Origin of the sequence: Microcystis ichthyoblabe FBCC-A1114 (assembly GCF_050500245.1) — a bacterium.
GTDB lineage: Bacteria > Cyanobacteriota > Cyanobacteriia > Cyanobacteriales > Microcystaceae > Microcystis > Microcystis ichthyoblabe_A.
Window position 1 is genome coordinate 3,669,168 of record NZ_CP191408.1, and the last position, 25,231, is coordinate 3,694,398.

Annotated in this window: 25 protein-coding genes; 8 read left to right on the forward strand and 17 right to left on the reverse strand. The window is 39.5% G+C overall.

Translation table 11 applies throughout. The annotated features are described in order from the left end of the window. Nucleotides 1–137: 137 nt before the first annotated feature. The 6 genes from ACQY1Y_RS17790 to ACQY1Y_RS17815 all read right to left on the reverse strand — a co-directional run bounded on the left by ACQY1Y_RS17790 (nucleotide 138) and on the right by ACQY1Y_RS17815 (nucleotide 8,235). Complete coding sequence (locus ACQY1Y_RS17790) at nucleotides 138–4,775, reverse strand: sacsin N-terminal ATP-binding-like domain-containing protein (protein ID WP_008204589.1); 4,638 nt, start codon at nucleotides 4,773–4,775, stop codon at nucleotides 138–140. Nucleotides 4,776–5,249: 474 nt separating this feature from the next. Then, a complete protein-coding gene (locus ACQY1Y_RS17795; protein WP_008204591.1) occupies nucleotides 5,250–5,522 on the reverse strand; it encodes a PIN domain-containing protein in 273 nt (90 codons plus the stop codon). Further along, the gene (locus tag ACQY1Y_RS17800; RefSeq protein WP_002737947.1) at nucleotides 5,515–5,787 is read right to left on the reverse strand and encodes a hypothetical protein; all 273 of its coding nucleotides are present in this window, start codon (nucleotides 5,785–5,787) and stop codon (nucleotides 5,515–5,517) included. The genes ACQY1Y_RS17795 and ACQY1Y_RS17800 overlap by 8 nt, the downstream gene beginning before the upstream one ends. Nucleotides 5,788–5,898: 111 nt before the next feature. Beyond that, nucleotides 5,899–7,455 carry an AAA-like domain-containing protein gene (locus tag ACQY1Y_RS17805; RefSeq protein WP_430014690.1) on the reverse strand — a complete coding sequence of 519 codons (1,557 nt, stop codon included), beginning with the start codon at nucleotides 7,453–7,455 and terminating at the stop codon, nucleotides 5,899–5,901. A 79-nt stretch (nucleotides 7,456–7,534) separates the two neighbouring features. Next, on the reverse strand, nucleotides 7,535–7,954 hold the full coding sequence (locus tag ACQY1Y_RS17810; RefSeq protein ID WP_002756819.1) for a type II toxin-antitoxin system VapC family toxin: 420 nt from the start codon (nucleotides 7,952–7,954) through the stop codon (nucleotides 7,535–7,537). Continuing rightward, the gene (locus ACQY1Y_RS17815) at nucleotides 7,951–8,235 is read right to left on the reverse strand and encodes a hypothetical protein (protein WP_002755003.1); all 285 of its coding nucleotides are present in this window, start codon (nucleotides 8,233–8,235) and stop codon (nucleotides 7,951–7,953) included. Before ACQY1Y_RS17815 ends, ACQY1Y_RS17810 begins: the two co-directional genes overlap by 4 nt. 76 nt (nucleotides 8,236–8,311) lie before the next feature. Between ACQY1Y_RS17815 and ACQY1Y_RS17820 the strand changes: the two genes are divergently transcribed. Further along, a complete protein-coding gene (locus tag ACQY1Y_RS17820; protein WP_430013256.1) occupies nucleotides 8,312–8,902 on the forward strand; it encodes a Uma2 family endonuclease in 591 nt (196 codons plus the stop codon). A gap of 259 nt (nucleotides 8,903–9,161) precedes the next feature. Here the strand turns inward: ACQY1Y_RS17820 and ACQY1Y_RS17825 are convergent, their stop codons facing one another. Beyond that, nucleotides 9,162–10,364: a glycosyltransferase family 4 protein gene (locus ACQY1Y_RS17825; protein ID WP_430013257.1), complete on the reverse strand. Its 1,203-nt coding sequence runs from the start codon at nucleotides 10,362–10,364 to the stop codon at nucleotides 9,162–9,164. A 13-nt stretch (nucleotides 10,365–10,377) separates the two neighbouring features. Further along, nucleotides 10,378–11,478: a chorismate synthase gene (gene aroC, locus ACQY1Y_RS17830; protein ID WP_430013258.1), complete on the reverse strand. Its 1,101-nt coding sequence runs from the start codon at nucleotides 11,476–11,478 to the stop codon at nucleotides 10,378–10,380. A gap of 256 nt (nucleotides 11,479–11,734) precedes the next feature. On the opposite strand from aroC, the gene sfsA reads away from it, so the two are divergent. Next, nucleotides 11,735–12,454: a DNA/RNA nuclease SfsA gene (gene sfsA / locus ACQY1Y_RS17835; protein ID WP_130757550.1), complete on the forward strand. Its 720-nt coding sequence runs from the start codon at nucleotides 11,735–11,737 to the stop codon at nucleotides 12,452–12,454. Nucleotides 12,455–12,582: 128 nt separating this feature from the next. On the opposite strand, the gene ACQY1Y_RS17840 is transcribed toward sfsA, so the two are convergent. The 5 genes from ACQY1Y_RS17840 to ACQY1Y_RS17860 form a co-directional block, all read right to left on the reverse strand. After that, on the reverse strand, nucleotides 12,583–13,194 hold the full coding sequence (locus ACQY1Y_RS17840) for an NYN domain-containing protein (protein WP_016516428.1): 612 nt from the start codon (nucleotides 13,192–13,194) through the stop codon (nucleotides 12,583–12,585). Nucleotides 13,195–13,216: 22 nt separating this feature from the next. Continuing rightward, the gene (locus ACQY1Y_RS17845) at nucleotides 13,217–13,885 is read right to left on the reverse strand and encodes an energy-coupling factor ABC transporter ATP-binding protein (protein ID WP_430013259.1); all 669 of its coding nucleotides are present in this window, start codon (nucleotides 13,883–13,885) and stop codon (nucleotides 13,217–13,219) included. A gap of 492 nt (nucleotides 13,886–14,377) precedes the next feature. After that, nucleotides 14,378–14,647: a hypothetical protein gene (locus ACQY1Y_RS17850; protein WP_123229920.1), complete on the reverse strand. Its 270-nt coding sequence runs from the start codon at nucleotides 14,645–14,647 to the stop codon at nucleotides 14,378–14,380. 259 nt (nucleotides 14,648–14,906) lie between these two features. Then, nucleotides 14,907–16,520 carry an HsdM family class I SAM-dependent methyltransferase gene (locus ACQY1Y_RS17855; RefSeq protein ID WP_430013260.1) on the reverse strand — a complete coding sequence of 538 codons (1,614 nt, stop codon included), beginning with the start codon at nucleotides 16,518–16,520 and terminating at the stop codon, nucleotides 14,907–14,909. Further along, entirely contained in the window at nucleotides 16,513–17,658 is a 1,146-nt protein-coding gene (locus ACQY1Y_RS17860; RefSeq protein ID WP_430013261.1) for an AccI family restriction endonuclease, read from the reverse strand. Before ACQY1Y_RS17860 ends, ACQY1Y_RS17855 begins: the two co-directional genes overlap by 8 nt. A 400-nt stretch (nucleotides 17,659–18,058) precedes the next feature. Between ACQY1Y_RS17860 and psbD the strand changes: the two genes are divergently transcribed. The 4 genes from psbD (at nucleotide 18,059) to ACQY1Y_RS17880 (ending at nucleotide 20,554) form a co-directional block, all read left to right on the forward strand. Continuing rightward, entirely contained in the window at nucleotides 18,059–19,114 is a 1,056-nt protein-coding gene (gene psbD, locus ACQY1Y_RS17865) for a photosystem II D2 protein (photosystem q(a) protein) (RefSeq protein ID WP_002737445.1), read from the forward strand. Nucleotides 19,115–19,259: 145 nt separating this feature from the next. Next, on the forward strand, nucleotides 19,260–19,787 hold the full coding sequence (locus ACQY1Y_RS17870; protein WP_430013262.1) for a DUF3011 domain-containing protein: 528 nt from the start codon (nucleotides 19,260–19,262) through the stop codon (nucleotides 19,785–19,787). Nucleotides 19,788–20,067: 280 nt separating this feature from the next. Next, nucleotides 20,068–20,295, forward strand: coding sequence for a hypothetical protein (locus tag ACQY1Y_RS17875; protein WP_430013263.1), 228 nt, complete (start codon nucleotides 20,068–20,070; stop codon nucleotides 20,293–20,295). After that, the gene (locus tag ACQY1Y_RS17880) at nucleotides 20,276–20,554 is read left to right on the forward strand and encodes a type II toxin-antitoxin system RelE family toxin (RefSeq protein ID WP_271935460.1); all 279 of its coding nucleotides are present in this window, start codon (nucleotides 20,276–20,278) and stop codon (nucleotides 20,552–20,554) included. Before ACQY1Y_RS17875 ends, ACQY1Y_RS17880 begins: the two co-directional genes overlap by 20 nt. A 334-nt stretch (nucleotides 20,555–20,888) precedes the next feature. Here the strand turns inward: ACQY1Y_RS17880 and psaK are convergent, their stop codons facing one another. After that, nucleotides 20,889–21,155 (reverse strand): photosystem I reaction center subunit PsaK, encoded by a 267-nt coding sequence (gene psaK, locus ACQY1Y_RS17885; RefSeq protein WP_002736399.1) that lies wholly within the window; start codon nucleotides 21,153–21,155, stop codon nucleotides 20,889–20,891. A gap of 120 nt (nucleotides 21,156–21,275) precedes the next feature. Between psaK and ACQY1Y_RS17890 the strand changes: the two genes are divergently transcribed. Further along, a complete protein-coding gene (locus ACQY1Y_RS17890) occupies nucleotides 21,276–21,914 on the forward strand; it encodes a phosphoribosylanthranilate isomerase (RefSeq protein WP_430013264.1) in 639 nt (212 codons plus the stop codon). Nucleotides 21,915–21,977: 63 nt separating this feature from the next. Here ACQY1Y_RS17890 and folE read toward each other — a convergent pair whose 3' ends face one another. The 3 genes from folE to ACQY1Y_RS17905 all read right to left on the reverse strand — a co-directional run bounded on the left by folE (nucleotide 21,978) and on the right by ACQY1Y_RS17905 (nucleotide 24,696). Further along, nucleotides 21,978–22,676 carry a GTP cyclohydrolase I FolE gene (gene folE / locus ACQY1Y_RS17895; protein WP_002751379.1) on the reverse strand — a complete coding sequence of 233 codons (699 nt, stop codon included), beginning with the start codon at nucleotides 22,674–22,676 and terminating at the stop codon, nucleotides 21,978–21,980. A 49-nt stretch (nucleotides 22,677–22,725) separates the two neighbouring features. Then, nucleotides 22,726–23,454, reverse strand: a complete 729-nt coding sequence (locus ACQY1Y_RS17900; protein ID WP_287700162.1) for an SDR family oxidoreductase — start codon at nucleotides 23,452–23,454, stop codon at nucleotides 22,726–22,728. A gap of 336 nt (nucleotides 23,455–23,790) precedes the next feature. Continuing rightward, complete coding sequence (locus tag ACQY1Y_RS17905) at nucleotides 23,791–24,696, reverse strand: hypothetical protein (RefSeq protein WP_430013265.1); 906 nt, start codon at nucleotides 24,694–24,696, stop codon at nucleotides 23,791–23,793. Nucleotides 24,697–24,740: 44 nt separating this feature from the next. Here ACQY1Y_RS17905 and ACQY1Y_RS17910 point away from each other — a divergent pair, with 44 nt between their 5' ends. Continuing rightward, on the forward strand, nucleotides 24,741–25,148 hold the full coding sequence (locus ACQY1Y_RS17910) for a hypothetical protein (protein WP_002737932.1): 408 nt from the start codon (nucleotides 24,741–24,743) through the stop codon (nucleotides 25,146–25,148). Nucleotides 25,149–25,231 lie beyond the last annotated feature (83 nt).

The window sequence follows — 25,231 nt, forward strand, 5'->3', positions numbered from 1 at the left end:
TTGCTGTGGATTCGTTGAAGCAGCAAATTATCAATCAGATTTTGGTTGAGAGAATTTCAGTATATTAAGGGGAAGAGAAATGTGAGTGACGAGCTTGTAAAATGGATAAAAGAAAGTTAGTGACTTTCTGAAAACATTCACGATCCCTTTGTAACATTAGGTATCCCTTGTGGATATATATTGACATGGGAATGTTGTATTGATTTAAAAAGCCTTTGCCAGTTGATTAAAATTTCATTAGCGTTTCCGTCCTGATTTTTTTGTAACCCAAGTATCACTTCAACAGTTCCTTGATAATTAGCTTGAGATATACTCTGGTGGTTAAGTTTACTTAAAATATTTTTTAAAGTAGCCCAAACTGAACTTACTCTAATAATTTCTATTAATGTATCTCCTTTATGAATTACTATTACAAGTTCATAGTTATCCTTTCGATTTTCTGAGCATAAAGATTCCCACTGGCTTGTTTTTAAGCGAATGATAGGATTGTTATAACTTATAGTTTTGACTTCACTGTAAATATTTTTACCTTTTGAATCTTTACACAAAAAATCATATCCTAAAGCTAAATAATCACTTTGTTTTTCAGCAAAATAACCTAGTAATTTATACATTCTTTTTGCTTTTCTCTCACCCCATTCTCCCCAATACTCTTTATTCTCACCTGTACCACCAGGAGAATAAACAAATCTAGAGTTATTAGATATATTTTTTTGATTTAGTGGTTCTTGGATATTTTCTGGAGGGGGCGTAAATTTTTCTTCTTCAGTAATATCCCCAATATCATAACCATTTTCTAGTAAGTATTCTTTGATGTCTTCAATCTCATCATCTAGTAACTGTAACATTAATTGCTCTGTAATTTTCACTTTATCTAACTTCAAAGCATCAAGTAAATGTTTACCCAAATTAACATTTTTAATACTATTCCACTTCCTTACATAATAAATAGAATTATTATCTTTATCATAGTAATTATGTAAAGACTCTTTATAGTCTATTAAACTACACATCATGAGAATTTTATGAGGATTATAAAATCGAATGTTATCTACTTTCTCTTTAATTTGCTCCTCTATTAAAATATTACGTTTTCCAGTAAGTAATATACCTATGAATATAGACCTTGCTTTAATTAAACCAGGTAGATAGTTATCAATTTCACTTTTATCCAAATTAATATCCATATCCTCAATAGTGATTTTTTTAACTCTTAAAATATCAAGTATTGTTTCAAATTGAGAACAATTTACACCAGAATCAGCAAATTTTACTAAACTAGAGTTGCGCTTAGGAGGTAATTTCAATGATGTACTAAAATAGAATAAATCATTAATAAAACGAAATTTACCATCATAAGTTAGTAATTTTCCACTATTTATCCAAGTTTTAATTTTTTCTTTATCTTCTTCATTTATTCCTTGTATAATACATCTTAAAAAATGTTCAAAGACTTGATTTAGTCGTCTATCATGTTTGTTGGTATGCTCAGTATATTTTTCAGCAATATCATCTAAGATAGTTAAACAACTTTCTACATTAAGCTCTCGCTTCACACCAATAAAATCTTCTACTTCTTCTTTCAAGCTACATATACATACATTGTAGCAATCTCCTACGAGTTCTCTGATTCGATTAGAGTATATACCCTCAGATGACTTATGGCATTTTTCATCAAAGCAAGGAATTGAGTAGTTATGTTTTACTGAAACTTGAAAATAGGAAATTACTTCTACTGGAATATTATTTCTCCATACTTTTGATTGCTGTCCTAAATTTAATCTATCCCAATTATCATTTATATACCTCCATATTTTCTGAGAAAATCTAAAATTATTAAAGTACAGATAATGGGGGTAATAAATAAAATTTTGAAAAAAGTGTTTTTGCTCATTAGAATCAAGTCCAATAACTCCTAAGTATTCTTTTTCAAATTGCGTTGAAAATTGAATTTCTCGCTTATCATTATATATCCAAAATCTGACTTTCTCTTCTACTCCTATATTTATAAAAAATTCCTTCCATTGCTCTTTATTAGATGATTCATGTTCGGAATATTTAGAACTAACAAATTGATAAAAATCAGTATCTTCATAGAAAGTTTCTAAATTTTGCTGGGGATTATAGTAATTTGATAAGTAACACTTTTTAGCTAGTGCTAAATTATTGTTTCTGACCAAAAGTTTTAATCCACATAATTTCTGAAAGTCTTCTTGAGTTAAATAGGTACGATATGTAAATATTTTTCTGCATATATCAACAGCATTTTCAGATGTTATAATCTCTGGGTTATTGAGGACTTGATAAATTTTCTCTCTAATTAAATCAACACCCTTTAAGTCAGATACTCCTAAGACACCAGTAAAAAACCTTTTCCATTCAATAATAGAATCTCCTTCTTGATAATATTTATTACTGATTAAATTAGGTAATGATACCTCTAATAGTGATATATCTTCCAACTCTTCATTTGTATAAAACTCAGATAAGTTACATTGACTTGCTACTTCTAATCCATTGTTAGTTAATAAAGGTAATTTATGAAGTGATTCAATATCCTCATTACTCAATGATAATGTTTTCCAAACATTAAAAATATATCTGGTAATATTAATGGTATTGGAATCATTAATTGCATTATTGGTAATCATAGGAATTATTGTGTTAGATATAATATCTAATCCATTAGGATCTTTAACACCTATAAATAAGAAAAAATCTTTCCAATTACTAACTGTAGCTGGAGTTTCACAATAATTATGAATAACAAACTTAAAATTTTCAATACCAATTAAATTTGCTACTTCCTCTGTTGGATATTGAGGTTTATAAAAATCGGATAAATAAAAATTACAAGCACAATCAAGATAATATTTATTATCCTTTGGATTACGATAAATTAATTGTAATTCATTTAATTTTTGACATTGTTCAGAATTCAGTTGAGAATAATATTTAAAAATAAATCTGACATAATTTATACAGTTATCTAAGGATAATTCTACATCTGGTTTGTATTTAGCTTGATTTATTCTTTCTTTCAATATTTCGTAACCATTAAAAATCTTAATTCTTAAATTATTTTTTGCCCATGCAAAGAGTTCTTGGTCTTGTCTAAGTTTTTCGTCTATATCAGGATGTATAAAATAAAAAATATCGAAATTTAATATTTCTTTTATTTCTTTCTCTGATTCAATAATTTGGAAATATAATAGATCAGGACTAGCCAAATTACTATTTTCATCCAAAATAAATTTTATAGAAAGTAATTCTCTATTAGATAAGTTTTTTGTTTTTAAATGAGCTAATACTTGAAAAATAAGCTGCGGGTTGCTTTTAACAATATTTTGGTAATGTATGGACTTCAAAAAACTACCAAGGGATTTTACATCAAAAATTTTAACACCAAAATTCTTTAGTTTTGTTTTATTGAGTAATGAATTACTTATAAAGTATCGTTTAGAATCAAAAGATGTTCTTACAGTTTCAACTGGTATTATTTTAGTAATTTCTGTCTCATCTAAAATAGAATTATTTACAGTTAATAATTTATTATCTTGTTCTGAAGGAATAAAAGCAATTAATTCTAGAGCTTGATCAAATTCTTGATTAAATGAGATAAAAGTTTCACTTTTAGCTAAGTTCAAAGAAAATTTAGATGGTAAAATATTAGTAACTTGGTTTCTATATTCTGTCTTTTTAGCAACTTCAGCTATCCATGTTAACGAGTAATAAGCTATATTAGCAAAAAGAAATATATTCCAAGGATTATCATGATGAATTTCTTGTCGGTTAGCTGTAGTTAGAAAATCAGCATTAACTAAAAAAGGTAATTTATATTCTTTTACATTGGTTGGTAAATATGTAAATAAAACAGAATCTTCTTCATTGACAGCAACCAGTTTATTATCTATAAGTTGAGCAGCAAAGGTAATTTTCGAGCGTTCAATTAATTTTAGTTTATCAGGTATTTTTTTATCGCTTTCCATTTTGTCTTTAACTTGTTTAGGCACATTAAAATCAAAATCCTGTACTAACCAATAAGTAATTTGGTTATTTCTACATATTTTGTATTTTCCTCCTTGCTTTTCTTTGGTGATGGAGACATCAACTATGTTGATATTATTTAAGCCTATAACATTTATATTTTGAACATGACGTAAAAATAAAATTAATCTAGGATCTTGAAATAATTTTTCTAACTTTGTTTTATATTCTTTAATTTTAGCTTGTCCCACATAAATAGCAGTTGCAACAGGAAAAGTAAAAAATTGTTGATACTGCTGAATTTCTACAGGATATTCTTTTTTATCTATCCAAATAGGTTTGATTTGCCAAGGAGTTTTCTCAAGGTTTTTATGTCTTTTGTCATTTCTATCAAATTTGAATGAAAAATTACCAGAATTAATATATACACATTCTGAATCCGCAAATACAGATTTAAACCCTATACCTTTATAACCTGTTTGCTCAGAATTATTGACTTTTGTACTTTTGGATATACTCGATATAGCGTCTACATTAGTGCTATCAAAAGGCTTACCATTATGCAAAATCAAAAAATGTTCGCGGAGAATGACAAATAGTACGTTTACTTGACCAGTTTCATTAGGTATATCATCAGCATTTTGCAAGAGTTCAAAGATAAATCGTTCTGTTTCTGTATACAAATCACCTGTAAGTCTTGTTAAAGCATTAGCAAGGTTTTCAGCATCTCTTTCAGACTGACCTGTTTCATTGAATATTTTCTCAATTAGTTGTTTAGGATTTTGCATAATTCTTTATTCGCAGGGAAATTTGGTCATTATTGTTACCTAATAAATCCAGTTCTAAGCAATTACCGAGTATATCGGTTACTCATTGATGATTTTATTGGGTAATATTGCCGTATCTATTTAGCATATCACTTTTTTATCAACTAACAACAATCAAAAATCTGACAGGGGGACAAGAAGGCTGAAATCCATATATCATAAGCTTTTCATGGTTTTAGATCGAAAAAGTCCGCCGCACCATCTCTCACTTATTAATAATAATTCCTAGTAAGCTCGCTCCTATTCCTAATTCTTTCGTTAGCTTTTTGCCTAGAATCGCTAGATCTATTTCTAGAATTTCTGGACTATTTTGTAATAATTCCTTGGTTCTTCGGTTTGTGTTATGCAATGGACTGGGATTATAAAGGATGGAACTCTTATGTAGAAAGGCATTTGGCGATTTTTGTCAATTGTTTTTTATCTAGAGCGAACTCATCAATTAAGTCTCTTGCCAGAGAAGGATTTAGTCGATTTATGCCCCCCTATCGAATCATACCAAGTAACGAAGAGCCATAATCCTTCATCTCTCAATCGTTTAATAATTTCCTCTGCGGATTCTCCTAGGTCAACAATTTTCGATAATACCTCTACCCAATTAATAATACTGATATAACACCCATTAATCAAGGCATTTTCTACAATTTCTGCTCCTGGTTCATCTCTAAGATAAGCTAAAAAGGCAGCAGCATCTAACACAGATTTATTCACTTAAATACTCCTGTCTGCGTTCTTGAATAAGTTCATCTACTAAATTTCTATCAGGTGATTTATCTTTTAATAAACCTCTTAATTTTTTAACTTGGTTTTTGAGACTAACTAATTGTAATATACCATTATCTTCCAGAGTTAAAATTAATCTATATCCAGATTCTAAATTAAGAATTTGTTGGATTTCTTGCGGTAAAGTTAAACGTCCTTCTGGTTCAATATCAAGTATGTATTGTTGAGAAAGTGATGAATTAGCAACTGTCATAACTTTATATTTCCTCGTTTTCTACCTATTTCTAGTTTAGCAAAATTCTCAAAGTTAATCCTGTAGGGTGGGTTAATGAAATGTAACGCAAACAGTAAGTTTTTAAAAGACTCACGCCCGAATCACAGTAATTCTATATTGATTTTCCGTCACCACAACTTCAGTTGATAACCTTTCTTCCATTGGTAAGGCATTTTTCCGCCTATCAAAGATAAATAACCAACCAAAATCTAAACCCAAACGCCCTAAATAAGATTCTAATTGTTCAATTTCATCAGCTTGGGGATCGCGTTTTTTATCCCGCCATACTTTTAATTCAATACCTAAAATTACATCTTTATAACGCAGACATAAATCCATTCTATCACTACCAATTGCATATTCCCTTTCTAAAACTCCCCCACCATTAACCACACGATGTAAAAAAGCCATTAATACAATATGGGGGGCAATTTCATGGTAAGCAGCACTACTTAATAATGGTTCGACCTGTTGTCGCCAAAACTTGAGAAATGCTGTTAATAAAGCATCTATATTTAATTCACCTTTTGCTGTCAACCAACTAGGACTAATTAAAGGTAAACTGTCCTGAGTTCCTTGGACTAAAACGCGGGGAATAACTTCACGATATATGGGGTTAGAAATAACTAATCCCCCCATCGGATCACGTCGTAATAATCCTAAATCTATTAAATATTGCCTATCATCTGCCAGGGTATCGGGTAAGGTTTGCCCTGCTAAAATCGGTTGAATAATGTTTTTAACTCGTTTTTCTCTGAGTTTTTCCGCTAAACTATCTAAATGAGTATCCTGACGATTAATTAATATTTCTTTGGCTGTTAAGATATGTTCTTTAGTAATAGTAATACTTCTATCTTTTACCATTTTTTCTACAATTTCTTTAGCTAAAGCATTGACTAGCCAAGGTTGTCCTTGGGTTAAATCATAAGCTGTTTCTATTGCTTCTGATGTGAAAATTTGTCCAGTTGCTGCTGTATGTTGTTGATATAATTCTCCCACTTCTTCGAGATTAAAATTTCTCATAGTCAGAGAAGCAACTTTGATATTAAAAGGACTGGATGTATTTAATCTGTCACTACCTCCCGATGCTACTTTATAATCTCTCACATCTCGTAAACCAATTAATCCTACTGACGAGGGAAAATTTTCTGGACGTTTAGGAAAACCATCTCTTAACTGTCGTAAAATAGAAATTAATGTTTGGTCTTGTAAAGAGTCAATTTCATCTATAAATAATACTATGGGACGATTGATAGCTTTTGCCCAACCTCTTAAAAAAGCCTTAATTCTGCTTCCTGGTTCTTCCTGTTGCCATTGTTTAGCAGGAGGTTGTAATTCGGTCGGTAAACTATCCTCAATTGTATTATACCATGCCCCTAAAATTGCTAATTCTGCGGCAGTAGGATCATGATTAAATGCACTTCCTACTTCTACAGATACCATGACTGCGGCATAATTTCCAGTATCAGTCAATTGTTTTGCTAGGGATAACATAGCGGTGGTTTTCCCCGTTTGTCGTGGTGCGTGAAGAACAAAATAACTACGTTGTTGAATTAGCTCCTCTAAATCTGGTAATCTGACTGTGGGAGAGAGCATATAGTGGATATCGTCTGAACAGGGATCTGCAATATTAAACCAGCGAGTCATAGAATTTTGGTAATAGATGAACTCTTTAAGTTTAGACATTTTTTATGCTCCCGATACATTATTAAAACCACTAAATTTGCTAATGAGAGTTGGTTAATTCGGCAATTAATTGTTCAGGAGTGATAATTCGTGGTGTGACAATGGGGAAATCTTGAGGATTACGGGTAATAATTGCATCCAATTTATTAACTACCGCAGTAGAGTATTGAATAGAATCTTCAAAATCCTGAAAATTGGTTGTGAAAGCCATTATAATTGCAGCCTGATTTACTGTAGCAATTTGACAAAAAGTAATTAACTGCTTTAAATAAGTAAGCGTCCAATCTCGACCTCTTGCCTTACGGATAATATAATACAAATCACTAAAAGTTGAGGCGGAAATATAACCTGCAATTGTGCCTTTTTCAATTAGTGATAAAACTTGTTCACTTGCATTCCAAAAAGGTTCTCTTTCTAAGGCATTATCAATAATGATATTAGTATCTATCAGGATTTTCACAGGTTATATTTCTCCTTTAAATATTCATATTTAGCTTGATCTGGATCAAAGTCTGCCGGAATGGCAGGGGCATTTTCAAATAAACCCTGAAATGCTTTGATCCTAGATTTTCTTTTTGGTGTTTCTGGTGCTGGTTCAGTGGTTGGGGTTGTGGTATGATCAAGGGTATCTGTGGCTGCCCAAACTACAATTTCCACATTTCCGGGGGGTAAATTCAGGGGTTCGGTAATCAGCAAGTTACCAGATTGATCAATTTTTCCTTTGAGTTTGTATGCTTGCATGATGTTTTTTATGATACTCTGTTTTTATATCATATCATAGTCAACAAAATTCACGCTCTAAATTTGGGTTTAAATTATGATAACTACACTCATTGAACGAGAAGCAGAACCAATTTTAATTAGTGACTTAACCTGGAGAGAATTTAAAGCTGTTGAACAGCTAATTGATCGCCCAGGGTTAAGGTTATCTTTTTTAGATGGAGTTTTGGAGATTAGAAAAATGCCAGGGAAAAAACACGAAACTATCAAAGAACGTATTGGTGCTTTACTAGAAATTTATTTAGAATTTTTGGGATTAGATTTTACTCCTACTGGTTCTGTCACCTTAGAAAATGAATTTGAAAAGGTTAAAAGAGAAGGTGATAAATCCTATGAGTTGGGAGCCAATAGAAAACATCCTGATTTAGTGATTGAGGTGGTTGTTAGTAGTGGAGGAATTGATAAACTGGAAGCATACAAACGGTTACAAATTCCTGAAGTTTGGTTTTGGATGAACGACGAGTTATTGTTTTATAGTTTAGGAAATGAGGGATATGAGGCTGTTAGTAAATCGCAACTTTTACCGAGTTTAGATGTAGATTTATTGATGCGTTGTATTGGTATAGAAAATCATGCTCAAGCACTGCGGGAATTTAGAGCAGGGATAAAAATTATTGAATCAACATAACAATATAAAATGGTAATTTTTTCTGCCTATATAAAGATTATGGGTTAACTTAACAGTTGCAGAATGCCGAGAATTAAATTCTCAATATTCCATCACAAGGGAACAAGTTTTTAACCGTTTCATCGCCTCCGTATTATTAGAAGAAAGACGAGCAGGTAATATTCCTGCTTGGGAAGGAATTAGGATTGTAAGAGAAAGAATTTAATAGCGATATGAATCCTTTGAAAGACAGTATTTTTTTGAAAATGCTCTCATTTGATCAACTCAATAACCAATCTAGATGATTCTGTAAACATTGTTTGAGGTCGTAGCGTTGCTTGATAGTTTCCCTGGCATTTAAACGCAGATTTTGCCAACCCTGGGGATAATCTAACACTTCATCCACGCGATCGGCTATTTGTTGGGGAGAAAAGAAATCCACTAATAAACCATTTTCCCCATCAGTAATTAATTCTCGCACGGGGGGAGTATCGGAACCAATCACCACGCAACCCATGGCCATAGCCTCTAACATTGACCAGGACAGCACAAAAGGACGGGTAAGATAGATATGGGCTGCCGATGCCTGTAAAACCTGTTTATATTGACCGTAGGGCAGAGAACCGGTAAAATGCACCCGGGATAAATCCAAAGAAAGGCTTTCTAACATCAATTGTTTATAGGTTTTGCCGTCCGGTAAAGTTTTCCCATAAGCAACCCGATCCTCCCCGACAATCACCACATGACAGTTAGGCCGACGGGCTAAAATTAGGGAAACAGCCGTCATAAATTGGGGAAAACCGCGATAGGGTTCCATTCCCCGGGTTGCATAGGTGACAATCTCCTTAACACCGGATAAATCTAAACCTATCTCTGGAATGACTAACTGCACATCGGGACGGGGACAGAAATAGTCCGTATCGATGCCATCGTGTAAAACCGTCAGTTTCGAGTGAAATTCTGGGGGAAATTGTTGTTTTTGCCAGATAGTCGGCGATAAACCTCGATCGCAACTGACCAGATCGATGAGGATCGTCGCATTTTTAATTCTAATCCGGGCTTCGGCATCAGCATTGAGGGGATCCGCCGGATCAAAATCAGCATCGGAACCATGGGCATGATAAAACCATTCAAAATAGGCTAAAAACTTAGTTTTCGGGAAAATATCCTTGATAAATAGGCCCGGCCCCCAGCCAGAATGTGCATAGACAATATCGGGATAAAATCCTTGATTTTTCAGTTGTTGGCAAACACCATAAACCGCTTGACCTTGTAAAACCGCACTTTCGAGGGGACGGACATAATGATGGGTTTGGGGAGAAACAGCGCGACTTTCCTTGTAAATAAATTTTTTTACCCCCGCTATCTCTCCCTCTTGCCGGGTAGTGCCGAAAATAACTTGATTTCGGGGGTCTTGAGCCAAAACCGTGCTTAAATGGCGAAATTGGGCGGGAAAATTGGAATGAAGGAATAAAAATTTCATCGCGGGTAAAGGTTTAGAAAAAGCGATCGCTAATCGTACATTGTCCCTGAAAACGGAGCAGATGATCGCATAATACCAAAGCCATCATCGCTTCTACCATTGGGACGGCCCGGGGTAAAACGCAAGGATCGTGTCTTCCTTTGGCTGCCAGGGTGGTTTCTTCCCCGCTGCGCGTCACGGTTTTTTGTTCTTTACCGATAGTTGCGGTGGGTTTAAAAGCGATGCGGATAATAATATTTTCACCGTTACTGATTCCCCCTTGGATACCCCCCGAACGATTGCTCGTGGTGCGAATTTCCCCGTTATCATCGATAAAATACTCGTCATTGTGTTCGCTGCCGGTTAAGAAGGTTCCCGCGAATCCCGATCCGATTTCAAATCCCTTACTTGCGGGTAAGGACATCATCCCCTTAGCTAAATCGGCTTCTAGCTTATCAAAAACGGGTTCTCCTAGACCTTTCGGCACATTTCTGGCTACACATTCCACCACACCGCCGATCGAGTCTTTATTCAGGCGAATTTGGTCGATCAGGGCGATCATTTGGTCGGCCGTTTCCCCGTTGGGACAACGCACTATATTACTTTCCACCTCGTCGAGGGTGACGGTGTTGGGGTCGATGATTGCCTCAATATCTTTAATTCGCTTCACATAACCGATAATCTCGACATTATAGACAGATTTAAGGATTTTTTTAGCGATCGCTCCTGCAGCCACCCGGCCGATGGTTTCCCGGGCCGAAGATCTGCCTCCTCCTTTCCAGTTGCGAATGCCGTATTTTGCTTCGTAGGTGGCATCCGCATGGGAAGGTCGGAATTTCTCGGCCATTTCGTTGTAATCTTGCGAGCGAGCATCCTGATTCCGCACTAAAATAGCGATCGGTGTACCGAGGGTTTTGCCCTCAAAAACGCCCGAAATTATCTCACAAATGTCATTTTCCCGACGCGGGGTCACGATTCTGCTTTGTCCCGGTTTGCGACGGTCTAAATCGATTTGAATCTCCTCTTCAGAAATTTCTAAGCGCGGAGGACAACCATCGATAACCACTCCTACCCCACCCCCGTGAGATTCTCCAAAAGTGGAAACCCGAAATAGTCGTCCGAAAGTGTTACCCATAATCTCAATGTCTATTAAGCCTCAAGGTTTTATTGTACCTGAGCGGTTATCAGTTTTTCGGGAATAGGGGTTGGGGGTTGGGAATTATGAATTATGAATTATGAATTATGAATTGGGTGGTGGAGTGGTGGGGTAGTGGGGAATTTAGCCGAAATTTCCCCATCTCCCTATCTCCCTAAATCCCTATCTACTGTCTTCAGGTTAAGATTCCCAAAAAAAGGCTATTCTTTACCTTATATTCCTCGGCAGAAATTTGATGACTCCCTTGTTAGTTCACACTTACCCTTCTCTTGTCAAGGGTATTTTAATTAAACGTTACAAACGCTTTTTTGCCGATATACAATTGGACAACGGAGAATTAATTACGGCCCATTGCGCTAATACCGGACCGATGACCGATGTATGCGTAGAAGGTCAACCGGTTTATCTTTCTCGCAGTGATAACCCGAAGCGAAAATTAGCTTATACCTGGGAGATGATTCAACTGGGGGAAACTTGGGTGGGAGTTAATACCAATCTTCCTAATCAGGTGGTGAAAAATGCCCTGTTGCAGGGAGTTTTTCCCGATTTGGTCAAAAATGACACCGAAGTGCGATCGGAAGTGGCCTACGGTCAAAATAATGGCAGTAGAATTGATTTTCTTTTGACCCATGAGGATAATTCCCTCACCTATATCGAGGTTAAAAATACCACTTGGAATCAGGGAGAAACGGCACTTTTTCCCGATACTGTCACCACGCGGGGACAGAAGCATTTACAGGAATTAATGGCTTTATTGCCGGCAGCGGAGGCGATTATGTTCTACTTTATTAATCGGGGTGATTGTGACCGATTTGCTCCGGGGGATAGTAAGGATGCTAAATACGGGCAATTATTGCGTCAAGCAGTGGCTAAAGGAGTCAAGGTTTTACCCTGTCGCTTCCAAGTGACACCCACGGGAATTTATTATTTAGGTTTAGCAGAATTGCAGCTGTGAAACCAGTGGTTTAGATGGGCCAGCTTTTGACAAAATCCCCTGAACCGCAACTGACCTTGAAAAGCTTAGAGACACAGTTACCTGTGCCTCTACTGGGGATTTTGTCGATACATATTTGGGGTAATTTGTCAAGGTTTTTGATAACTAATTCCGTGGCGCATTTTCTCTAATTTCTGTTGCACCTGAGCATCGAGAGAATGGAATAAAAAACGCCCTTTGGGACTTTGAGAAGAACTCTGGGATTTTCTCAGACGACGACCGGTTAAATCCACCTCGACTTCCAGACGTTGAGCGGAAATCCAGTGGGCCCCATAACCCATAACGGTCATTTTTTGGGCATTATCAGAGGTAGCGACGATAATCCGTCCGATAGCTGGGGCGCGATCGTGCCAAAAATCGGCGCAGGTTTTCTCGATATAGGTGTCGGCGGTTTGAGCGTGAGCGGTAAAATAAACCGATAAATGGTTAGTGTAGCGTTCCTGGCTGCCGGGGGTATCTTGAAGGTAGGAATCGAAGACGATTTGGGTTTGATAACCCTGATGGTGGGTGTAACCGATTAGGGTTTCAATTAACTTGTCTCGCGCCGGTTCGAGACCGTGGCGATCGCTAATTTTTTTCAGGGACGGCCAAGCGCCGATGACGTTGTAGCCGTCAACCAGCAGAAGGGAACGATCAGAAGAATTAACCATGGCTTTGAGAGTAATTGGTGTAGCATTAAGGGCAGTTCTAAAAAACAGCATCCTAATGATATTAACAAAAAATTTAAGATTCAACCGCCACACTTGCCAATAATCTCGCTTTTAAGTCTAGGGGATTTCCCCGATCCGTTACCTTACCCCCCTCTAACAAAAATGCCCCATCGCTGTAATCCAATTCCTCCAGGCGATGCGTCACCCAAAGGGCTGTAATCCCTCGGTTTTTGACCAATTTCTGCACTTGAGAGACTAATTCTATTTGGGTATCCCCATCCAAAAGGGCGGTGGGTTCATCAAAGAGCAAAACCTCGCAATGACGAGCTAAAGCCCCCGCAATGGCGATTCTTTGCTTTTGTCCGCCACTGAGAGCATAGATCGGTCGTTTTTCCATTTCTAATAAATTCACCGCCCCTAGGGATTCCCGCACCCGCGCCCGAATTGCCGGCGTGGATAAACCCTCGGATACCAACCCAAAGGCCACATCTGCTCCCACTGTTGGCATAACTAACTGATGGTCGGGATTTTGAAAAACAAAACCGAGGGGGTTAGGTATCTCTATTTCCCCGCGACTGGGTTTTAATAATCCCGCTAAGAGCCGCAGCAGGGTTGATTTACCGCTGCCATTTGTCCCCAACAACATCCAAAATTCCCCTCTAGGAACTTGTAAAGAGCAGCCATTTAATACTGATTTCCCATTCGGCCAGCTAAAGCAGAGGTCTGTTACTTTTATAGTCATGAATTATCAGTTATCAGTTATCAGTTATCAGTTAAGCTAAGACTTATTTAGGGCTTGCTGAATAAATGTGAAATGTAGGCAAGATAGGGGTTTTGTGGCTTTTCTTGCTCCCACAGGTACAAGATTTTGAGAGAATCGTGCTTCCAAACCTTGCGTCTTCATCGGCCCGAGTCCTGTAGGGGCGAAGCATTCGGGCAATAACCTATCGATGAAACCGTAGATTTTCTATCCGAATGCTTCGCCCGTACTTTTTGCCGCAAACCCTATTTAAACCGCTTATTCTTAATGATCAGCCCAATCTCCTCCAATCCCTTTACTGTTGCCTCTTGCAAGAGTGCCTCTTGACTCGTCTCAACGAGCAATTTAAATTATGAACAGCTTATCAGTTATCAGTTTTGAGTTTTGAGTTTTCAGTGGAAAGTGTTATCTAGGCGGTTGCCGTTTTCTTGTCACTGATTACTGGTTACTGCACACTGATAACTGATGAAAGAACTATTCTGTGGCTAAGGTGACAAACCCCGGCACTCTGCCGGTGGAGGCAGCCCCGGATTTTTGTGACACAATCACCGCACTGATCTGATCGCTCAAAACCGCCACCTTTTTATCGGTTTGTTTTTCGCAGGTTAATTCTAATAATTCTGGATTCGGCGATCGCATGGCGTTAATAATTGTTTGATACAAAGAGTCTGCTCCTGCTTCTTCCTTGCGCTGCACGGAAATGGGGATGGGCGAAAGTTTCAGGGTAATATCGATCGAATACATAGTTTAGCGTTCCCTTCCAAAAAACAAGTCAAAAACCATTGTATAGCAGGGCTTGGGTGTTGGGGTTTTAGGGTATTAGTGATCAGATGTGGGTTTTCAGTTCACTGATTGCTGTTCACTGTGGGGATAACCCTAGCGTCATCACCGATTAACTCTCGGTAGTCGGTGTGCAGAGGCGTTGTTAGCTGGCAATCACTTGCTTCAATGAATGAGCATGATGCGTTCCCCAAAATCTATCGGTGCAGCAGTAGGAGTTGCATCAGGGAACGCACCCTGCATCGATAGCGATCGCACTATGGAGCGCAGCGGAATTGCCGTCCGGTGCAGCGCATTGTTGGGAGTCCATAAGTCTTTTGATCAGAGCATTACTCATGAGAATTGCTTTTTGGTGATCATTTTGTGCAATGCTAATTACTTCTTCAGCATCTTCATCACTGATCATTTCAAATTGTTTCTGGCTTGGACATAAGCTATCATTCAAATCCCTTGGTTCAAACTTGTCTAATTCATCACCATAACTTCGTTTATTGATTTTTATTATTTCCTGTCCAATATCACTGAGCAAATACACAAATAATTTATTAATACATTGTTCTCCGAATTTATTTGGATAAAAGGAATGAAAGCAGGTAAAATTTATTGCTGTTGTGAAATTGCGTATTACTTTTAACCTGCCCCTGCTAAAGACACCGAATAAAATTGGAGCCGGTTTTCTCTTTTCAATTTTGTACCAGGTGTTCCTTGTTTTTGTAAGATACCTCTCATGGTATCCCAATTTTTCGCCTTCTTTTATGTAATTTCGTATTTCAGAGTTGTCGTGATCTTTTACATCTAAACAATGGACTGGCTTATCCTCATTGTATAGTATATTAAAATCATGCTCAGTAAATACTGCTTTGCGGATTTGAGAGCTTTTTGTAATACACTTACAAATATTATTATCACTCAACTTCCGTTGCTCAATTTTTGATTTTTTTAACGCAAAAAATTCATTTGCGCCAGTGGCAATACCTCTCGTAAACGTACCGTATAGGGACAACTTACAGAAGCCATTTGGAGATACTTGTTCAGTGAACAATGATGAAATGATAGGTGTCCACTTTTGGTTGTATGGTAAATTCGATGGTTCGATTTCCCACTGATAGAATTTACTAATATCAGATATTTTATCTATTTCATCACTTTTTTTGATCTGTAAAATTTTAATGGTTTCTTTTTTTCCGTCATTTTTACAAAGAAGCACACAAACGGTTGTCGTTGCCTCTGGGAAAATTTCTTTTTCATTGGCAAAGATTATTATTTGCTTCAATAAATGATTTTCAAGGAGACTTTTTTTGATTTCTTTTCCGTAGCCAGTATTAAAAAACTCAAAAGGCATAATATACGCCAAGTTACCATTGATTTTAAGTTCTCTTAAAGACTTGACAAGGAATACGGAAGAGATATTAGAGTAACCGATAAGTTTCTTACCTATTTTTTCTTCAATTTTTGGTAATATATCATGACGCTTAAGAAATTTCTGAAATCGCATATATGGTGGATTACAGATGATACCGTCAAAATTTTCAGTTTCAGCTTCGAGGTAATCACTATTGATAACTCTCAAATAAGGACTGTCACCATTACGATTGAGAAACTCAAATATATTTCTATCAATCTCATATCCCATGAAATGTACTTGATTACCTGAAGGTGTTTTTATTGCTTCATCATAAAAAACGCCTAAGCCAAACGCTGGGTCTAATACTGTTTCTGGATTATCTTTTAAAACCCACTGTACCATGAGGCGAGCAACGCACATAGGTGTAAAAAACTGACCGTAATCCTTCCTATGATTAAGTGGAGTTTCAGCTATATATTTTAACTCACGCATTAATAACATCCCTTAGAAATATTTTATTATCAAGGTATCCCTTGCCGCCTGCAAAAGTCACATAAAAAAGCAGACGACCCCTATCTAATTCTTTCAGAGCCGATTTATGTTCAGGCATATCAATTTTTCCAAGGACTTCTTTTCCAATTTGCACATTGATCTTGATCGTAGTTTTGCCTTGATTTTTTACATCTCTTTCTATTGAAAAATTATTTCCATCATTGTTATCGTTTGAAACCAGTGCCAAAATATCTTTAAATGATATTATATATGCCTTGTCAAAAAATACTTGTAGATAAAAATGCTTGACATTATATTTCTGAATCCACCTGTTGACCAAGGCAACATCTTCAATTTTTGGGGTAATGCCCAAATAATCGCGTTTGTGCAGTATTTTTATATTTTCTTTGAGATTCTTCAGTAATTCAGTTAGATTTCTTAACTCTTTTGTTGATGACCATGACGGACAACGAAAGTCTAATTCTCTAAAGGTGTCATCTGTAGCATTTAACATTAGATCGTAAATTGTCTGGTTTTTTCGCCTTAATAGATCACCCAGGTCGGTATTGATTATGTCTCGTCTAATTTCGTCGCATTTTTTAATGGCCCGATCTTGTCTGTCCCTCATGAATGCCGCATATTTGTCTGCTAAAAAAGAACTTGATCTTACTTCAATCGCAGCCACAGCCTGTCTTATGTGCTGATCATTTTCAATGTCAATACTTCCATCCGGAAAGTCTCTGACCTTAAATATCAAGATATCTGGCCTCTTACCTATCGCATTAAGTTCACTCTGATATTCCATATAGAAATCAGCAAATCCATCATCACCTGCGGCTATTGATTCGGAACGACCATATTTAACAGCAAAATAATCACCAGAATATTCATTGACTGCCTTAAAGACGATTGTTTCAGCCCAATCACCCTGTTCCTTGTTCGTGAGAAATTCGGAGTTAGCCATTGTTGGGGGCTTTCCAGTCATTTGTATTTCAGTATCAATCTCAAGTGGTGATTGCTTTATCAGGTTCAGAATATCATCTTTGTACATGAATTCTCCTTCTTGTTCAGCCCAGCCATCAATTATACCGCCCCCTGCGGTCGAGCAACCTCCTCTATTATAGTATCCCACTGCCATCGGTCTAACACCCCTTAATAGGACTTAATAGCGCACCGTGCGGTTTAATCACCTCAATTTGGGGAGAATTACCCCACAGAGGTGTCCAGCATTCCACTCAAGACGTGAAGACGACAATACCAAGCAATTGAGGCGGCATATCTCCCCATCTCCCCAAATCCCCCCGCAACGCGCACGAAGTGGTCTCCTCCCGCAACGCCCAGCAAGTGGTCTCCCCGAAAAATTTTAGATTTTCTTAAGATCGACCTAAAAAATATTGGTCATTTTTTCCAATATAGTGTAAGTTAAGAAAAGTAAAGATTTCTCACAATTCTTCCACACATCTGCTCGCCTGCTCGGATAGATGGAGAAGAGAGGGCGGAATCTTAGCAATAATATACATTTTTCGGAGAAAACCCCCATGACCATTGCTGTCGGACGCGCCCCAGAAAGAGGGCTGTTTGATGCTCTCGATGACTGGCTCAAAAGAGACCGTTTCGTCTTCATCGGTTGGTCTGGTTTACTACTCTTCCCCTGCGCCTTCATGGCCCTAGGTGGATGGTTAACCGGCACCACCTTCGTCACCTCCTGGTACACCCACGGGTTAGCCAGTTCCTACTTGGAAGGCGGCAACTTCCTGACTGTAGCCGTCTCCACCCCCGCCGATGCCTTCGGTCACTCCATCCTCTTTCTCTGGGGACCGGAAGCCCAAGGTAACTTCACCCGTTGGTGTCAAATCGGCGGTTTATGGCCCTTTGTCGCCCTGCACGGTGCTTTCGGCCTGATTGGCTTCATGCTACGTCAGTTTGAAATCGCCCGTTTAGTCGGCATTCGTCCCTACAACGCCCTCGCCTTCTCTGGCCCGATTGCGGTGTTCGTCAGTGTCTTCCTGATGTACCCCCTCGGTCAGTCTAGCTGGTTCTTTGCCCCTAGCTTCGGCGTGGCTGGTATCTTCCGTTTCATTCTTTTCTTCCAAGGCTTCCACAACTGGACCCTGAACCCCTTCCACATGATGGGTGTAGCTGGTATCCTCGGTGGTGCGCTTCTCTGTGCTATTCACGGAGCGACCGTAGAAAATACCCTGTTTGAAGACGGTGAAGGTTCCAACACTTTCCGAGCTTTTGAACCCACCCAAGCGGAAGAAACCTACTCCATGGTCACTGCGAACCGTTTCTGGTCGCAAATCTTCGGCATCGCTTTCTCCAACAAACGTTGGTTACACTTCTTCATGCTCTTTGTCCCCGTGACTGGTTTATGGATGAGTGCTGTGGGTGTGGTGGGATTAGCCCTTAACCTCCGGGCCTATGACTTCGTTTCTCAGGAATTGAGAGCGGCCGAAGACCCGGAATTTGAAACCTTCTACACTAAAAATATTCTGCTTAACGAAGGTCTGAGAGCTTGGATGGCTCCCCAAGACCAACCCCACGAAAACTTTATCTTCCCTGAAGAAGTATTACCTCGCGGTAACGCTCTCTAAAGATGGCAAGAAAATTTACCGAATAGGGGGAAGGGTGAAGTTAAATCACCCTTCTTTTTTGTTGATTAAGGCACTTCAAGCACTACTACTCATTTTCTTGATACCCCTGTAAGATAAACTAGAGAATTTCTTGGAGATAAAAACAATGTTTCGCCAAATTTTATTATCTAGTCTCGGTTTGTTGCTAATTTATCCCCTGGGGAGCGAGCCAGCAGCGGCCAGAACCACGAGAATTAATTGTGAAAGTCAAAGCGGTCGCACTACTCGCTGTCCCGTCAACGCTAGACGGGCCCAAGTCAGATTAATCCGCACTCGCTCCGCTGCTCCCTGTGAGGGTAATTGGGATTTCGAAAACGGCAATATTGTGGTGAGAAATGGTTGTCGGGGCGAGTTTGAGGTACGCACCGACAACCATCACGGTAATTCTGGTGGCGGTTGGGAAGATAATCTTTACAAAGAATTTCGCCTCCCCAATATCGGTCGTTTTGTCGTCGATCGCCGCAGTTATTATGATAGTGGCAGAATTAGAGAATTTGATGCGATCGTTAATGGCAGTCGCGAACGTTGGTGGGCCAATTGTCGTGGTGGCGAACTCGGCAGCGGTAGTCGTCGCATCCGCTCATCCCGGGAAATCGATCGAGTAGTGGACTTTGTTTGTGAGGATCGGGGTTAAATATAGAAACCAAAAACCTATCTAAAACCTTTTGAAGTTACTCATTTATATAGCTAGATAGCTAAAATGAGTAACTTTTACTGAAGATAGATTTTAAGAACGTTATCAGGTAAGCTAAGACCCACTTTAACCGCCTATTTTTAGATTACCTGAATCTCTCCCAATCTCTTGACTTGCCTCGAACAGTGGCTTGAGAAAACTAAAATCCTTAAGATAACTGCTGTAAGAAACCCGTTTTCTTGATCTGCTGCTAGAATTCAAGTAGATTGGAGGAAAATATATGGAGCCGGCAAACACCTTAGATGCTCTAATGCTCAAAACTATCATCAAGGAAAGCGTCCGCGAAGTTATGCGGGAAGAATGGTTTAAATTCTTCGAGATGCTGATTCCCTATGTTGATGATATAGAACAAGCTGACATAGAAGCAAACTTTAATCCTGTTGATTACAAAGACGACCGCTTCGTTGATATTACAGACTGGTTTAATCGTGAAGATCAGAATCAGTAGATCAGCCAATAAATTTTTGGAGAAACTAGATGCCAATAGCCGAAAATCTGTTTTGACTAAAATTAGTATTCTCAAAACCTGCCTTGAAACTCAAAACGTTTATCCCCCTGAAGAACTTGATATCAAAAAACTCAAAGGTGAGTTGAAAGGATTCTCCAGAATTCGTGTTGGCAAAATGCGAGTTATTTTTGAAATCGGCAAGGAGACAGACGAAATCTTTATTTATGAGATTAACTTTAGAGGCAATATTTACGATTAATTAAGCGATTGGCAACGTTCGGATTTACCAATTATTTTCGATACTTCTTTCCGCAGCTATCTAACTTTCATGAGTTGATTTAGCAAATACTGCTTCTTCTTCGTCAGCAAAGTATCCAGCTTCGACTTGGGCCACTGCTTTCTTAATTTTCTCGCCAGCAGCCAGAATAATCACCCGATCTGGACGATTACTAGACTTCTGGCATAATTAACTTTTGAGAGTTCAAAAATGGGAAAAATAGGGATGAAGTTGCCTAAAATCTCTTTATGCCTAGTTCTCCTGACTACTGGCTTCTTACTCCTCTCTCTGAGGTTTACTGGTCACTGATTACTGATTAGAGAATACCCGCATTAGAAAGACCGAGAACCAGTCCCGCACCGAGAATATGGCCAAAACTCATGGTAGCCAATAATTCTGGCAGACCGAAGCTTTTTTTCGAGGCTAACTGCGGTAAGGGTAAAGCAGGGCCGGCCCCGGTATTTTGGATGGCAAAATAACCGATAACGAAGGCTACTAGGTTAGCTAAGGTCATGGTAATCCCGACGGATAAATTCCAGGGAATGGTTTGAGCAGTGGCTAAAAGTAAGGTGGAAGGGATCATTGGCACTCCAGTCTTGATAAGATTTTGTTAATCACAGGGCATTATAAAAAGCTCTTGACCCGAAACTGCTTTTTGTTTGAATACTTAACAGTTTTTGTAACGTTTTGTGAATAAGATTAAATGCGAATTAAAATTTGCGGCATTACCCAACCAGACCAAGGACAAGCGATCGCTAATTTAGGAGCTACGGCCTTAGGTTTTATCCTCGTACCAAGTTCGCCTCGTTACGTCAAAATCGAGCAAATTAACGCTATTATCGCCGCTATACCCGAAAAAATTGATTTTATCGGGGTTTTTGCCGACGAGCAACCCGAAATTATTCAGCAAATAATTTTTAAAACCCCCTTGACAAGTGTGCAGTTACATGGTAGGGAATCTCCCGAATATTGCCAAAGGCTGCGGCAATTATTACCCGACCGGGAAATTATCAAGGCTTTGCGGATCAAAGACAGAGAAAGTTGGGAAAAGTCGGCAATTTACTTCAATAGCGTCGATACTTTACTTTTAGATGCCTACCATCCCCAATTACTCGGCGGTACGGGACATACCTTAGACTGGCAAGCCTTAGCCAGTTTTTCGCCCCCCTTGCCCTGGTTTCTCGCCGGAGGACTCAACCCCGATAATATTGGTGAAGCTTTAACCAGGCTGCACCCCCAGGGTATTGATGTGTCTAGCGGCGTTGAGCGATCGCCTGGTGATAAAGATCTCAAAAAAGTCGCCCTCTTGCTAGAGCGACTGCAAAAAATCAGTGATCAGTGATCAGTTAGAAGGTTTTGGGTGTTGGGGTTTTAGTTGAATTCCCCCATTTCCCCATTGCCCTGACTAGAAGAAATTAGGTTTATGACGGATCAGGTTAAGATACTCCTCGCGGGTTTTCTGCTCGTCTTGGAAGACTCCTAACATGGCGCTGGTGACAGTCCAAGATCCCGGTTTCTGCACCCCGCGCATCACCATGCACATATGGGTTGCTTCCATGACTACCGCAACCCCTTGGGGGTCGAGAATTTCTTGAATCGCTTCGGCAATCTGACGGGTGAGGCGCTCTTGGACCTGTAAACGACGGGAATACATTTCCACAATGCGGGCCAATTTACTTAATCCGACCACCTTTTGGTTAGGAATATAGGCAACGTGGGCCCGCCCCATGAAGGGTAACATATGATGTTCACAGAGACTAAAGAAGTCAATATCGCGCACTAATACCATCTCATTATGACCTTCATCGAAGATCGCACCATTAACGAGGGTTTCTAGGGATTGTTGATAGCCCTGGGTGAGAAACTGCATCGCTTCGGCCACCCGTTTGGGGGTTTTTAATAAACCTTCTCTTTCGGGGTCTTCCCCCACCGAGATCAGGATATTTCTGACCGCATCCATCATCTGTTCTTTGTTTTCGTCGCAAGTCGGATGAATTTGGGCGGTTTTGCCATTGTGGGTGTTGCGATCGGGGCGAGTGGTCACGCGTGCTTGGATAGCGTCGGTTAGATTACCGTTTAAACCGTTAGAAGAAGCTATGGTCATAATGAGGATGCCTGTAGGCGAATTGATTGATAAATAGAAGTATTTCGGGTTATAATGCCCCCGCACTGGGCATAATGGTCATCGTTTCCACTACGGCCTGTTTGGGCAGTAACACCGCTTGCAGAATGGCCTGAGCGATGATATCCGGGGTTAACATGGCCGAGCGATCGAAATCTGCTTTGACGCTATCGCTGTCCCAGATGGGAGTATTGACAGCCCCGGGGGTGATAATCGTGACACGAATGGCGTTGGCCCGCTCCTCGATCGCTAAAATGCGAGAAAATGCCACTAATCCAGCTTTGCTGACACTATAGGCCCCCCAATCAGGAAAAAAATTATCGGCGGCGATCGAGGAAACGTTAATGATCGTGCCTCCTCCCTGTTGACGCATAGCAGGTAAAATCCCCTGCACACACTGGTAAACACTGGTTAAATTCAGGTCGATCACCCGCTGCCAGTCTGACAAAGGTGTGTCAGCTAAGGGATTTGTGTAACCCATGCCAGCATTATTGATCAGGATATCGATCGGTCCGGATTCTTGGGCGATTTTAGCGATATTAGGAGCTACTTCCGGGATATCTGCCAAATCTAAGGGGTAAGCTTGGGCTGATACGCCTAAATCTGCCGCCATTGCCGCCACGGTTGCCAATTTTTGCTGATCGCGACCGATTAAAACCAGATTAATTCCCGCCTTGGCGAAAGCGAGGGCGGTTTCTTTGCCGATGCCGCTACTGGCTCCGGTGATCAGCGCTCGCTGTTGACGAATAACAGAGTTCATGGTATAGTTTGAAATCTCTTAATTCTTGGTAGTTAGGGCAAAATTTTGGCGGTTAGGGGGACCCTAGAAAGGTTTAAGGGAGTTGGGTTAGATCGGAGCAATTTTTCTCGTACCAAAAAGGCCGCGTCCACCTGGGACGGGGGGAAGCATTGACTATCGGGTAGGTTCAAGATTAAGAATCGTTACAAAATTTTACCTAGCCAATTATAGCACTGTTAAGTCAGGGATCACTAATCTTTGTGTATATTCAGATATCTAACCAGCGAGGGAAAAAAGCGGACTGGTTGGCAAGAATTGTTGAGGCTGTCTTGAAACTCCCTCCCCCCGCGCTGAAAACTACTCACCGGAGGAGATGGCAGCGGTGGGTTGAGTGCGATTGACAATCACCACTTGATCGCCGACAACGGGACTTCTAGCGAGGAGAATTCCTTCATTATCCTTCATTTCCAAGCGGCGAAAATCGAGACTTTGGCAACGTTGAAAAACCGAATTAGCCAATTTATCCTGTTGTGATGCCTCGAGACTATACCAATTATCGCCCAAAATAACTACTAGACGACTAGCCAAAAAGTCCGCTTCTACGGTAGCAATAATCCCGGTGGGATAACGAGTAGTTAAATCGGTAATTTCCTCTTGAATAGCTGCGACTAAACTTTGTTCGGGAGTTAATCGTGGTTTTGCTTTAGTAATCGGGACGGGAATCGGTGCCTCTGGTGCGGTTAATTCTGGGGGAGTTTCGATAATTTCCCCGGCTGCCGGTGGGAGACTAGGGATAACTTCGGGCATATTTTCGGGAATTTCCGCCGGATTTTTCGGTAAACTGATCACGGCTACTAAGAGGATAGTGACTAAACTTCCTGTTAACAAGCCGGTGATTAACCAATCGGGAATTTTTTCGCTAATTCCTGCCGGTAAAAGTCGGCGAATTTTGTTCAAAATTGCCGTCCACCAACCTTCCACCTGCTCGAAATCTGGTAAAATATCGTCGATTCCCTCGACTGCTTCGATGGGAGAATCTGGGGTTAAACTTTGCTCAACTCCGGCGAATTCGTCTGGTTTTAAAGCAGCGGCTAACTGTTGCGTTGAGTTAAGAAGATTATCAATAGCAACTTTTGGGGGTAACACTATCCCCGTTCCCGTGTTAAGTTGGGAAACGATCGAATTTAACTGCTCGATCGCCTCTTGTAGTCGGATCACCGTTTCTGCTTGGCTGAAATTCTCTCGCTCATTTGGTTGAGTCATAATCTTTCTTAACTCGCTGCCATTCTTTTTCAAAATATCATTCTATGCGCCGTTTTCTCAGTTTTTTAACCAGTATTTTCCTTGTCTTCCTGACTGCTTGTGGTAGTGTCACTCCCCCCCAAGAATTTGCCCCCCCTGGAGAAATCGTCACTAAAGCCCTTTTATTACAATTTCGTCACACATCCGATCGCCTTAGTCAATCTTTACAGATCGATGAGCCGTCGGTAAAAATTGCCAAAATTAATGTCACCAGTCTGGAACCGATTTATGTGGGTAATTTGCCCGCTTATCACTTGCAGGGAGATTACGATCTAACTCTACAATTGCCCCATCAAAAAGATACCAAACAACACAACAATTTTGATCTTTATTTACAAAGACAGATCGAGGGGAAAACTTGGCGTTTACTCGAAGAAGTTGCCTCCCAATGGCGCAGCTATTTAGTGAGATAACCGGAAAAAGCCCGGGGATTTTGCTAAGTAGCTGGTTATAATCAAATTGAAGATAGATTTTGGGTTCGATCCCCCCTGCCCCC